The organism is Dyella sp. 01L423, assembly GCF_056399945.1.
Window position 1 is genome coordinate 211,436 of record NZ_JBFTSI010000005.1, and the last position, 11,706, is coordinate 223,141.

12 protein-coding genes are annotated in these 11,706 nt (G+C 64.4%); 11 read left to right on the top strand and 1 reads right to left on the bottom strand.

Annotation, left to right across the window (positions count from 1 at the left end):
- The first annotated feature begins 47 nt into the window (after positions 1 to 47).
- From AC1DMY_RS15105 to AC1DMY_RS15150, 10 genes are all read left to right on the top strand, one after another.
- Complete coding sequence (locus AC1DMY_RS15105; RefSeq protein WP_477165759.1) at positions 48 to 1,145, top strand: dipeptide epimerase; 1,098 nt, start codon at positions 48 to 50, stop codon at positions 1,143 to 1,145.
- Position 1,146: 1 nt separating this feature from the next.
- Positions 1,147 to 2,004: a MurR/RpiR family transcriptional regulator gene (locus tag AC1DMY_RS15110; RefSeq protein ID WP_477165760.1), complete on the top strand. Its 858-nt coding sequence runs from the start codon at positions 1,147 to 1,149 to the stop codon at positions 2,002 to 2,004.
- 21 nt (positions 2,005 to 2,025) lie between these two features.
- Positions 2,026 to 2,820: a L,D-transpeptidase family protein gene (locus tag AC1DMY_RS15115; protein WP_477165761.1), complete on the top strand. Its 795-nt coding sequence runs from the start codon at positions 2,026 to 2,028 to the stop codon at positions 2,818 to 2,820.
- Entirely contained in the window at positions 2,817 to 4,064 is a 1,248-nt protein-coding gene (locus AC1DMY_RS15120; RefSeq protein WP_477165762.1) for a dicarboxylate/amino acid:cation symporter, read from the top strand. The genes AC1DMY_RS15115 and AC1DMY_RS15120 overlap by 4 nt, the downstream gene beginning before the upstream one ends.
- Positions 4,061 to 5,197: an NAD(P)/FAD-dependent oxidoreductase gene (locus tag AC1DMY_RS15125; RefSeq protein WP_477165763.1), complete on the top strand. Its 1,137-nt coding sequence runs from the start codon at positions 4,061 to 4,063 to the stop codon at positions 5,195 to 5,197. Before AC1DMY_RS15120 ends, AC1DMY_RS15125 begins: the two co-directional genes overlap by 4 nt.
- A gap of 260 nt (positions 5,198 to 5,457) precedes the next feature.
- Complete coding sequence (locus AC1DMY_RS15130; protein ID WP_477165764.1) at positions 5,458 to 6,054, top strand: anthranilate synthase component II; 597 nt, start codon at positions 5,458 to 5,460, stop codon at positions 6,052 to 6,054.
- On the top strand, positions 6,051 to 7,118 hold the full coding sequence (gene trpD, locus AC1DMY_RS15135) for an anthranilate phosphoribosyltransferase (RefSeq protein WP_477165765.1): 1,068 nt from the start codon (positions 6,051 to 6,053) through the stop codon (positions 7,116 to 7,118). Before AC1DMY_RS15130 ends, trpD begins: the two co-directional genes overlap by 4 nt.
- 42 nt (positions 7,119 to 7,160) lie before the next feature.
- Positions 7,161 to 7,955 carry an indole-3-glycerol phosphate synthase TrpC gene (gene trpC / locus AC1DMY_RS15140; RefSeq protein WP_477165766.1) on the top strand — a complete coding sequence of 265 codons (795 nt, stop codon included), beginning with the start codon at positions 7,161 to 7,163 and terminating at the stop codon, positions 7,953 to 7,955.
- A 19-nt stretch (positions 7,956 to 7,974) separates the two neighbouring features.
- A complete protein-coding gene (locus AC1DMY_RS15145) occupies positions 7,975 to 8,676 on the top strand; it encodes a haloacid dehalogenase-like hydrolase (protein WP_477165767.1) in 702 nt (233 codons plus the stop codon).
- Between the two features lie 147 nt (positions 8,677 to 8,823).
- Complete coding sequence (locus AC1DMY_RS15150) at positions 8,824 to 9,813, top strand: bifunctional helix-turn-helix transcriptional regulator/GNAT family N-acetyltransferase (protein WP_477165768.1); 990 nt, start codon at positions 8,824 to 8,826, stop codon at positions 9,811 to 9,813.
- A gap of 77 nt (positions 9,814 to 9,890) precedes the next feature.
- Here AC1DMY_RS15150 and crp read toward each other — a convergent pair whose 3' ends face one another.
- The gene (gene crp / locus AC1DMY_RS15155; RefSeq protein WP_046972631.1) at positions 9,891 to 10,586 is read right to left on the bottom strand and encodes a cAMP-activated global transcriptional regulator CRP; all 696 of its coding nucleotides are present in this window, start codon (positions 10,584 to 10,586) and stop codon (positions 9,891 to 9,893) included.
- A gap of 278 nt (positions 10,587 to 10,864) precedes the next feature.
- On the opposite strand from crp, the gene speD reads away from it, so the two are divergent.
- A complete protein-coding gene (speD, locus tag AC1DMY_RS15160) occupies positions 10,865 to 11,650 on the top strand; it encodes an adenosylmethionine decarboxylase (RefSeq protein ID WP_019465856.1) in 786 nt (261 codons plus the stop codon).
- Positions 11,651 to 11,706: the final 56 nt, after the last annotated feature.

Below are 11,706 nucleotides of genomic sequence, written 5' to 3' on the forward strand. Positions count from 1 at the left end.
GTCCTGCACCCCATATTCCCTTTGAAGACAGGAAACCTCTGCGTCCCATGAAGATCACCGACATCCAGTTCGGCATGCTGCGGGTTCCCTTGAAGACGCCGTTCAAGACGGCGCTGCGCACCGTCAACCAGGTCGAAGACATCGTGGTGATGGTGCATACCGATAGCGGCCATATCGGCTACGGCGAAGCACCGGCCACGGCGGTGATCACCGGCGACACGCACGGCTCGATCGTCGATGCGATCCGCCATTACATCGCGCCGCGGCTGGTCGGGCAGGAGATCGCCGACCTCAATCGCCTGACCCAGCTGATCCAGGGTTCGATGGAGAAGAACACCAGCGCCAAGGCGGCGGTGGAAATCGCCATCTACGACCTGTGGGGCCAGCTGTACAACGCGCCGCTGTACAAGCTGCTCGGCGGCGGCGACCCGGTGATCACCACCGACATCACCATCAGCGTCGACTACATCGACAAGATGGTGGCCGATTCGGTAAGTGCGGTGGAGCGCGGCTTCGAGTCGCTCAAGATCAAGGTGGGCAAGGACATCGGCGTCGACATCGAGCGCGTCAAGGCGATCTATGCGGCGGTGGAAAATCGCGCCTTGCTGCGTCTCGATGCCAACCAGGGCTGGACCGCCAAGCAGGCGGTCTACGCCCTGCAGACGCTGGAAGACGCCGGCGTGCGGCTGGAACTGGTCGAGCAGCCGGTAAAGGCGCGCGATCTCGAAGGCATGCGTTATGTCACCGAGCGGGTGCACACACCCATCATGGCCGACGAAAGCGTGTTCGGTCCGATGGAAGTGATCGACCTGATCCAGATGCGCGCCGCCGACATCATCAACATCAAGCTCATGAAGACCGGCGGCATCTCCAACGCCATCCGCATCGCCGACATCGCCGGCATGTACGGCGTGGAATGCATGATCGGCTGCATGCTGGAAACCAGCATCAGCGTGGCGGCAGCGGTGCACGTGGCGGTGGCCAAATCCGCGGTGATCACCAAGGTGGATCTGGACGGCCCCTCGCTGTGCCAGTACAACCCGGTGGACGGGGGCGTGGTCTTCAACGAGTCGGAGATCTCGGTCAGCGAGGCGCCTGGATTGGGTATCCGGGAAATCCGTGGCTTGGAAAAGCTGGAAGCTTGATATGTCGCCCTTGGTGAAAATTCGCTCCGAACGCGACCAGATGTCAGCGGTCGAGCGGCGCATCGCCGATTTCATCCTGGAGAACGCCCAGTTGCTGCGCGACTACTCCTCGCAGCAGCTGGCCAACGCGCTGGGCATCAGCCAGTCCAGCGTGGTCAAGTTCACCCAGAAGTTGGGCTTCAAAGGCTATCCCGACCTCAAGTATTCCGTGGGCGAGGCGATTGCCCGCGCCGACAACGGCGACGCCGCCCATGTCGACACGCAGGCCAAGGCGGCCTTCGATGAATCGGCCTCGGGCAATCTGTGGCGGCGCAAGGCAGAGTCGGAAGAAGAGACGCGCCTGATCAATGCGCCCGAGACCCTGCAAGCCGTGGCCGAAGCCATTGCCACGGCCGGCACCAAGGGTAAGGTCTTCATGATCGGCCTCGGCGACGACGATATCTACGCGCGCAGCTTCGCATTGCGCCTGTCGCTGCTGGGCGTGCCATCGATACACAACTTTGATGCACCTCGCATGGCGGCCAGCGTTTCCGCCGCTGGGGCAGGCGATGTCTTGCTGGTGTTTTCCGAGCACGGCAATCATCCGGCGCTATGCAAGATCGGGCGCTTCTTCCGCGAGCGCCGCGGTCGCCTGATCACGGTGACGAGGCATACCTCCAATCCGCTGCGCGCGATCGCAGACATCGCCTTGCTGGTGTCGGCCCATGATGATCGCCCGTACATCCAGCCCGTGCTCTACCAGTCGGCGCTGCAGCATCTGCTCGACGGCGTCTACGTGCAGTTGTGCGAAGGCGACGAGCAACGCCATGTCCAACTGCTTGCCAATCTCGAACGCGTCCAGCAGATGCTGGAACCTTAGTCTCCCATTCCGCGGAATCGCATGACTTCTCCATCCTGTCGCTTCGTGATTCATCGTCTTCTTGCCGCCGCGTTGAGCTTGACCGCGATGGCGCCGGTCGCCGCCGTGTTCGCAACAGAACAGCCGCTGGCCTGGCAGGCCTCGCGCCAGATGGTGCTGGTGATCACGCCGGACTGGAACGCGGACCACGGCGTGTTGCGTGCCTACGAGCGCTCAGGCAACACCTGGAAGCCGATCGCGGATGCGCAAGCGGTGACCGTGGGGCGCTCGGGGTCCGCCTGGGGTATCGGCTTGAATGCCGCGCAGGCCGACGGCCCGCAGAAGCACGAAGGCGACGGCCGCGCCGCCGCCGGTGTGTACCGCATTGGCGAAGTCTTCGGTTACGCCGCCAAGGCCGAGACGCGCATGCCTTACGAGGCGATGCAGGACACCGACTGGTGCGTCGACGTGGATGGTTCGCCGTACTACAACCAGATCGTGGATACCAAGAAAGTCGGCGAGAAAGCGGTAGAGGGCGCCAGCGAACCGATGCGCCGCGACCTGCATCTGGATGGCGACCAACGCTACAAGATCGGTTTCGTCATCGAGCACAACGCCAAGGGCAAGCCCGGCGGCGGCAGCTGCATCTTTGCGCATCTGTGGAAATCGTCGACCGACGCCACTGCCGGCTGCACCGCCATGCCCGAGCCGGTCATGCGCCGTCTGTTGAGCTGGATGAAACCCGAGGAGCAGCCGGTGTTCGTCCTGCTGCCACAAAGCGAATATGTGCGCTTGCAGGCATCCTGGCAGCTGCCGTCGCTGGGCAAGCAGCCTTGAGTCCGACATCGCGGGTACTCATTGGTCTGGTGTTGGGTGCGGCGGGTGGTCTGAGCCTGGACGCATGGTGGCCTGCCGCGGCACTACCGGTAGCCGACGCCGTGCAGCCGTTTGGACGTCTATGGCTCAATGCATTGCAGATGACCGTGGTGCCCCTGGTGTTTGCGCTGGTGGTGGTGGGCGTGAACACGGCCAGCGATGCGGCGGCTTCCGGACGCATCGCGCGGCGCGCCATCGTGGCCTTCCTGCTGATACTCACCGGCGGTGCGCTGTTTGCGGCCGCCGTAGCGCCGCGTCTGTTTGCGCTGTTTCCGCACAATCCATCGCTGACGACGGCGCTCGACAGCGCGGTGGCCTCGCATGCGCCGCCGGTGACCGCCGCCGTGGGCTGGGCGGAATGGTTCAATGGCATCGTGCCGGCCAACGCGATCATGGCCGCGGCGCAGAGCGCCATGTTGCCGCTGGTGGTATTCGCATTGTTCTTCGGCTTCGGCTTGACTCGTATCGATGCCGCGCGCCGCACGCTGGTCGTGTCGTTTTTCCAGGCCATCGCCGACACCATGATCGTGGTGGTGCGCTGGGTGCTATGGGTGGCGCCGCTGGGCGTTTTCGCCTTGATCCTCGCCGTATGCGCCCGTGCCGGCCTGCATATGCTGAGCGCGCTGGGCATCTATGTGCTGGTGGAATGCCTGCTGTATCTCGCGGTCACCTTGCTGATGCTGCCGGTTGCGATCGTATGGGGCGGCGAGACGCTGCGGCGCTTCGTACCGGCGCTGCTTCCGGCCCAGATCGTGGCAGCAAGCACGCAGTCGTCGCTGGCCTCGCTGCCAGCCATGCTCGAGAGCGCGGAGCGCCGCTTGGGCTATCCGCCGCAGGTCAACGCGCTGGTGCTGCCGATGGCGGTCAGCCTGTGTCGCCTCACCAGTCCCATCCAGTACGTGACGTCCGCTTGTTTCATCGCCTGGGCCTACGGCATCGATGTGGGTGTGGCGCCGCTGTTTGCCGCCGCCTTGCTGGCGGTGGTGATCAGCCTCGGTTCGGTGGGGCTGCCCGGTGCGGTCAGTTTCATGGCGACCAATCTTCCGGTAGCCCAGGCCATGGGCGTGCCAGTGGGCCCGCTGGGCCTGATGCTCGCCGTGGATGCCTTGCCTGATGCGCTCGCGACCTTGGGCAATGTCACCGCCGATCTCACCGCCACCAGCGTGGTGGCCCGTCAAACCGCCCGGGATAGCGCCAAGGCATGAGTACGCTGCACGACGTCGATGTGATCGTGATCGGTGCCGGCATGGCCGGCGCTTCCGTCGCTTATTTTCTCGCGCCGCATGCACGCGTGCTGGTGCTGGAGCGCGAAGAGCATGCCGGCATGCATTCCACCGGGCGTTCGGCGGCGCTGTTTTCCGAGACCTACGGATCCGAGCAAGTGCGCGCTTTGACGCGTGCGTCGCGTCGCTTCTTCGATCATCCGCCCGAGGGCTTCGCGGGACACCCGGTTCTTTCGCCGCGCGGCTCGCTGAGCATCGGCACCGTCGATCACATCGAGAAGGTGCACGCGCTGCATGCAGAGATGGCGTCGCGTACGCATGGCCTGTGCGTGGTCGATGCGGCGTGGTTGCGCGAGACGGTACCGGTGTTGCGCCCCGACGCCGCACATATCGGACTCTACGAACCCGGTGCCTGCGATATCGACGTGAACGAGCTGCACCAGGGCTTCCTGCGCGGCACGCGGGCACGGGGTGGCCAGCTGCGCTGCAACGTCGATATCCGCTCGATCGAGCATGGGCCCGGCCACTGGTTTGTCGACGCTGGCCACGAGCACTACCGAGCTCCCTTGCTGATCAACGCAGCAGGCGCATGGGTGGATCAGATTGCCGCGCTGGCGGGCATCGCGCCGATCGGCATTCAGCCGCGCCGGCGTTCGGCCTTTCTGTTCGAAGCGCCAGCCGGGATGGACACCTCACGCTGGCCCTTCGTCATGGACGTCGATGAGGGTTTCTACTTCAAGCCCGATGCCGGCCTCCTGCTCGGCTGCCCCGCGAACGCGGACCCGGTGATGCCGCACGACGTGCAGCCGGAAGAGCTCGATATCGCCATCGGCATCCACCGCATCGAAGAGGCGACCACAATGACCATCCGCCGGCCCACGCGCACCTGGGCTGGCCTGCGCTCGTTCGTCGCCGATGGCGATCTGGTGGGTGGCTTTGCGCCGGGCTCGAGCGATTTCTTCTGGGTCGCCGCGCAAGGCGGCTATGGCATCCAGACCTCCGCCGCGATGGGCGAGGCCTGCGCGAATCTCGCCCTGGGGCGTCCGCTGCCCGGCCATCTGCAAGATGCGGGCGTCACCGCCGATATGCTCGATCCCCGGCGCCTGAAAAGCTGAGTGCGGCGCGCTCTGCGGAGCGCCGCGTCCTTCAAACAACCCGCGGGCAGATTTCCAGCACTCATGGTGTCGTCTGCCTGGCCGCCGTCCCCATATCCAGCGCATCCCCACAACCTCATGCTGCATCGCCGCGACGGCCGCCGCTACAATCGGGCAGGTCGGTGGCCGCGCCGACACCCGCTGACGGTAGGGATGCCTGGCGCTGTCCCGCGCCAGTGGTGCGTTGCTTGGTATAACCAAATCAAAGAGTTGGGTCCCGTATGCTGCTGATGATCGACAACTACGACAGCTTCACCTTCAACCTCGTGCAGTACCTGGGCGAGCTGGGTCAGGCGGTGAAGGTAGTGCGTAACGACGCGCTGGACGTGGCTGGCATCCGGGCGCTCAAGCCCTCCCACATCATGATTTCGCCGGGCCCTGGCACGCCGGACGATTCGGGCGTGTCGCTGCAGGTGCTGAGCGAGCTGGCGGGCGAGATTCCAGTATTCGGCGTCTGCCTGGGTCATCAGGCCATCGGCCAGGTGTTCGGCGGCAAGGTGATTCGCGCCAAGCAGATCATGCACGGCAAGACGTCGCCGGTGCGCCATCGCGGCCAGGGCGTGTTTGCCGGGCTGCCTGATCCGTTCGAGGCCACGCGCTATCACTCGCTGGTGGTGGAACAGGAATCCTTGCCCGACTGCCTCGAAGTGACCGCCTGGACGGAAAACCCGGACGGCAGCATCGACGAGATCATGGGCCTGCGCCACAAGACGCTGAACGTCGAAGGGGTGCAGTTCCATCCCGAATCGATCCTCACCCAGTACGGCCACGACTTGTTGCGCAACTTCCTCGGCCTGCCGCTGAAGCTCGCGGCATGAACGCTGCAGGCAACGTGGGCCGCCGCGTCACCATCACGCCGCAGGAAGCGTTACAGCGCACCATCGAGCACCGCGAAATCTTCCACGACGAAATGATCGAGCTGATGCGGCAGATCATGCGTGGCGAAGTGAGCCCCCTGATGACCGCCGCCATCATCACCGGCCTGCGCGTGAAGAAGGAAACCGTGGGCGAAATCACCGGCGCGGCGCGCGTGATGCGCGAGTTGTCGGCCAAGGTGGAGCTGCCCGCGCACGAGCATTCTCTCGACATCGTCGGCACCGGCGGTGATGGCGCATCGAGCTTCAATATTTCCACCACGTCGATGTTTGTTGCCGCTGCCGCCGGTGCGCGCGTGGCCAAGCATGGCGGTCGCAGCGTGTCGTCCAAGTCGGGCAGCGCGGATGTGCTCGAGGCGTTGGGTGCGGTGATCGACCTGCCGCCCGCGAAAGTGGCGCAATGCATGCAGGACGTCGGCATCGGCTTCATGTTTGCGCCCAACCATCATCCTGCGATGAAGGTGGTGGCGCCGGTGCGCAAAGAGATGGGCGTGCGCACGCTGTTCAACATCCTCGGCCCGCTGACCAATCCGGCCGGTGCGCCCAACATCTTGATGGGCGTGTTCCATCCAGATCTGGTCGGTATCCAGGTGCGCGTGCTGCAGGCGCTGGGCGCAAAACATGCGCTAGTGGTGTGGGGACGCGACGGCATGGACGAGATCTCGCTGGGCGCAGCCACCCTGGTGGGCGAGCTGCGCGACGGCGAAGTGCGCGAATACGAAGTGGAGCCGGAGGATTTCGGTCTTGCCATGGCCTCCAGCCGCAATCTGCGCGTGGAGAATGCGGAAGAATCGCGCGCCATGCTGCTTGAGGCCCTGGAAGGGCGTCGCGGCGTGCCGCACGACATTGTGTGTCTCAATGCCGGTGCTGCGCTGTACGCTGCCAATGTGGTGGACTCTATCGCCGCGGGCATCGAGCTCGCACGCTCAACCATCGCCAGCGGCGCCGCTCGTGCAAAAATGGACGCCTTCGTCGCCGCGACACGGCGTCTGGCGGAAGCGTCCTGACGCTCACGCTATTTTCATCCCCTTTCCCCCCAAGCTTTTGCCATGACCGACATCCTCCAGCGCATCCTCACCCGCAAGACTGAAGAAGTGGCCGAACGCAGCGCCAGGCTGCCGTTGGCAGAACTGTCCTCGCGTGTGGCCGATCTGCCGGAAACCCGCGGTTTTGCCGCCGCCATCGAGGCCAAGGTCGATGCCGGCCTGTCGGCTGTCATCGCTGAAGTGAAGCGCGCGAGTCCGAGCAAGGGCCTGATCCGTCCGGATTTCGATCCGGCTGCGATTGCGCGCAGCTACGAGCTGGGCGGCGCGGCGTGCCTGTCGGTGCTGACCGATAAGGATTTCTTCCAGGGCAGCGAAGACTTCCTGCAACAGGCGCGCGAGGCCTGCTCGCTGCCGGTGCTGCGCAAGGATTTCGTGATCGACCCGTACCAGGTGTACGAGGCGCGCGTAATCGGCGCTGACTGCATCCTGCTGATCGTGGCGGCGCTGAGCGATTCCGCGCTGCTGGATCTGTCGATGCTGGCGGCCGAGCTCGATCTTGACGTGCTGTGCGAAGTGCACGATGCCGAGGAACTGGAACGCGCACTCGCGCTGCCGGTGCCGCTGATCGGCGTGAACAACCGCAATCTGCGCACTTTCCACACCTCGCTGGATACCTCGCTCGAGTTGCAGCAGCTGATGGAATACGACCGTATCCTGGTCAGCGAATCGGGCATCCACACGCCCGACGACGTGGCCACGCTGCGCGAGGCGGGCATCAACGCATTCCTCGTGGGCGAAGCCTTCATGCGCGCCAATGATCCGGGCGCGGAACTGAAGCGCCTGTTCGCCTCGGCCTGAGTCTCGGGCAGGTCGACGCATGAGCACAGGGGAATCCCATCTGGAGCCGGTGGCGGCGGAAGCAGCCGTGGCCGCGCCGCGTACCGTGCTGTTCGATTTCGATGGCGTGCTGATTCATGGCGACGCCTTCTATCTGTTCATGCGCGAGCGCTTCGAGCGTTCGTTGCTGCGCAAGCTGGGCGCCTTGCTCGCCTTGCCATGGATGCTGCTGGTGGTGCCGTTTTCCCGCCGTCTGGCCGAGCGTGCGCTGGTGCATGTGGGCCTGCTGGGTCTCAACGAGCGCCGCTACCGCCTGGCAGCCGAGGCTTTCGGCGCGAGCCTGGCGCGTCGCCCCAAGCAATTTTGCCGCGACGGCTTGAACGCCTTGCGCCGCCACCAGGCGGCGGGCGACCGCGTCATCGTGGTCACCGGCTGCGAGCATGTGCTGGTCAGCCATATCCTGGCTCAGCTGGGCTTGGGTGAAGTGGACGTGCTGGCCTCGCAGCTGCGTCCGGGTCTGCTGGGCATGCGCGTGAAGCTGCACAATGTCGGTCGCCGCAAACCCGCGCAGTTGGCGGCTTTTGGGGTTGGCGAGTGGCATGTGGCCTATAGCGACTCGCTGGTCGATGCCCCCATGCTCAAGCCTGCCGCGGAAGCCGTGCTGGTCAACGGCACGCCCAAGCTCTGCAAGAAGCTGGAGCGGGCGCTGGGTCGCACCATCACCCGCGTCGACTGGTTCTGACTCGCAGCCCGTTGTGGGAGCGCACCCTGTGCGCGACACGGGGTCGCGATACGCTGCCGACAAGGGCCGTCGCGCACAGGGTGCGCCCCCACAAGGGCGGCTTCGCGACAGGCGTTGATGTCTACTCTTTGGTTCGAGGGTTGTCGGATGTATCTCCCTACGCTCGCCCAGCTGGCGCTCGGCAGTCGGCTCAAGTCGCTCAGCGACCACTTTTACACCGCCGTCGACGAGGTCTACCGCACCTGCGGGGCAGGCGTGGAATCGCGCTGGTTTCCGGTGCTGCGCTTTCTATGGGAGAACGGCGAAACCACGGTCAGCGACGTGGCCCAGGCCATCGGCCAAACCCATTCGGCGGTCAGCCAGCTGGCCGACAAGCTGGTCGATGCCGGCCTGGTCTGCCGCAACAAGGATGCCCAGGATGGTCGCCGCAGCCTGCTCTGCCTGACCGACAAGGGGCGCACCGACCTTTCCGCGCTGGGTCCGATCTGGGTCGCTGTGCGACGCGGCATCGTCAAATCCCTGGGTGAGCAGGAGCTGGAAGCCTTGCTCAACGCATTGGCGGCCACCGAGGCGGCCGTGCAGGAGCGTTCCGTGGTCGACGCCATGCTGGCCGAGTACGCCGCGCTGACCACCGCGGTGCTGGAAGTGGTGCCCTACGAGCCGGCCCTGAAGGAGCACTTCTATCGGCTCAATGCGCAGTGGCTGGAGCGCCATTTCCGCATCGAGGAGATCGACCGCGCGATGCTGGGAGATCCGGAGCGCCACGTGCTGGCGCCGGGCGGGGCGATCTTCTTTGCGCGGCTGGCGGGCGAGGTGATCGGCACCTGCGCGCTGCTGTGCGAGTCGCCGGGCGTCTATGAGCTCTCCAAGATGGGCGTGGACGAGACCTTCCGCGGCATGGGCGCCGGGCGCGTCCTGCTGGCCGCCGCCATCGCCGAATTTCAACGCCGCGGTGGCCAGGAGCTGTTCCTGGAATCCAATAGCCGCCTGAAGACAGCGCTGCGCATGTACCAGCAGGCCGGCTTCGTGCTGCAGCCGTCGGTACGCGCCGGCTCGCACTACGAGCGGGCGGACGTTTACATGATCTACCAGCCGGAACATCGCCAGGTCGCCAAGGCGGGCGCCGCCCGGGGCTGAGCCAGGCTCTGGCACGCTGGAAAAAAGAAACCCGGCCGAGGCCGGGTTTCTTCGTCTGGGCAAGGCCTTGATGCGGCTTAGCGGGTGCCGCGCACCACGATGGTCTTGCCGGCCACGTCGATCATGCGCTGCTCCTCGAGCTGCTTGAGCACGCGACCCACCATCTCGCGGGAGCAGCCCACGATACGGCTCACTTCCTGGCGGGAAATGCGGATCTGAGTGCCTTCCGGATGGGTCATCGCATCCGGCTCCTGGCACAGATCCAGCAGCGTCTTGGAGATGCGGTTGGTCACGTCCATGAAGGCCATGCGGCTGACCTGGCGCGAGGTGCGCAGCAGACGGTGGGTCAGCTGGGAACCGATGGCGAACAGGATCTTCGGACATTCCTCGCGCAGCGGGCCTTCCATCAGCTGGAACAGGCGCTCGTAGCTGATCTCGGCCATCTCGCAGGCCGTACGGGTGCGCACCAAGGACTCGCGCTGCGCCTGCTCCACGAACAGGCCCATTTCGCCAATGAACTGGCCACGGCTGATATAGGCCAGGATCAATTCGCGGCCTTGTTCGTCCTCCGAACACACGGCCAGCGAGCCCTCCACGATGTAATACAGCGTATTGGCGGGATCGCCCGGGCGGATGATCGCGGTCTTGCCCGGGTAGCGCCGGCGATGGCAAAGCGCAAGAAATCGCTCCATCGACGCCGGGTCCGGTGCGAAATTCGCTGGCGCCTGTGACCGTTCAAAAGCCTGCTGTAGCTGATATTTGAGTTGCGCCACGTGAGATCCCGTTGATTCAAAACGGGGGCCGCAAGCGTCCCCCGGTAGTCCAAACCTTACCCCTGCGGGCATTATGGCAAACTAACCTGACGTTCCGGAGGTTCAGTTTTCCTTTTTTTTGCCGCATACTTCACGGTCTTTCGGACGCGATCCCTTTGTCGCGCTCCCGTCACAAGGGTCGTGGAAGCTTCGGGCTTTCACGTCGAATTATCCAGCGGGGACCCTTGTAGCTAACCCGCCTCTACTGCTGGCCCCATCCCCGGCCATGGAGAGTCGTTGTGGTTAAACCGCTTCCGCGCCTGCGTTTGCAAGGCTTCAACAATCTGACGAAGGCCCTGAGCTTCAATATCTACGACATCTGCTATGCGGTGTCGGAAGAGCAGCGCCAGCGTTATATCGAATACATCGACGAGCAGTACGACGCCGATCGCCTGACCCAGATCCTGACGGATGTGGCCGAAATCATCGGTGCCAACATCCTGAACATTGCACGCCAGGACTACGATCCGCAAGGCGCGTCCGTCACCATCCTCATTTCCGAGGAGCCGGTGGTGGAGAAGCTCGGCCGCGACACGATCTCCGACGCGGTGGTCGCGCACCTGGACAAGAGCCACATCACCGTCCACACCTACCCGGAAACGCACCCGCACAACGGCATTGCGACCTTCCGCGCGGACATCGATGTCGCCACCTGCGGCGTGATCTCGCCGCTGAAGGCCCTGAACTACCTGATCGACAGCTTTGAATCGGACATCGTGATCGCCGACTACCGCGTGCGCGGCTTCACGCGCGACGTGAAGGGCAAGAAGCACTTCATCGACCACAAGATCAATTCGGTGCAGGACTATCTGGCCAAGCACATCCGCCAGAAGTACGAGATGTTCGACGTGAACGTGTACCAGGAAAACATGTTCCACACGAAGATGCACATCAAGGACTTCGACCTTGATACGTATCTGTTCGAGGCGCACGCGGATGACCTCTCCTTCAAGGAGCGCCAGCGCATCGAGTCGCTGCTGAGGCGCGAGATCGAGGAGTTGTTCCACGGTCGCAACCTGATGTGACGAAAAAACCCGCCGAAAGGCGGGTTTTTTTTGGGCTCGTATGGCGGCCTGGCGTT

What these genes read in the sequence shown, in the direction of transcription:
- AC1DMY_RS15110 (WP_477165760.1), top strand. Translation starts at nt 1,147, where the DNA reads ATGTCGCCCTTGGTGAAAATTCGCTCCGAACGCGACCAGATGTCAGCG.
- AC1DMY_RS15115 (WP_477165761.1), top strand. Translation starts at nt 2,026, where the DNA reads ATGACTTCTCCATCCTGTCGCTTCGTGATTCATCGTCTTCTTGCCGCC.
- AC1DMY_RS15105 (WP_477165759.1), top strand. Translation starts at nt 48, where the DNA reads ATGAAGATCACCGACATCCAGTTCGGCATGCTGCGGGTTCCCTTGAAG.
- AC1DMY_RS15150 (WP_477165768.1), top strand. Translation starts at nt 8,824, where the DNA reads ATGTATCTCCCTACGCTCGCCCAGCTGGCGCTCGGCAGTCGGCTCAAG.
- trpC (WP_477165766.1), top strand. Translation starts at nt 7,161, where the DNA reads ATGACCGACATCCTCCAGCGCATCCTCACCCGCAAGACTGAAGAAGTG.
- AC1DMY_RS15145 (WP_477165767.1), top strand. Translation starts at nt 7,975, where the DNA reads ATGAGCACAGGGGAATCCCATCTGGAGCCGGTGGCGGCGGAAGCAGCC.
- trpD (WP_477165765.1), top strand. Translation starts at nt 6,051, where the DNA reads ATGAACGCTGCAGGCAACGTGGGCCGCCGCGTCACCATCACGCCGCAG.
- AC1DMY_RS15125 (WP_477165763.1), top strand. Translation starts at nt 4,061, where the DNA reads ATGAGTACGCTGCACGACGTCGATGTGATCGTGATCGGTGCCGGCATG.
- AC1DMY_RS15130 (WP_477165764.1), top strand. Translation starts at nt 5,458, where the DNA reads ATGCTGCTGATGATCGACAACTACGACAGCTTCACCTTCAACCTCGTG.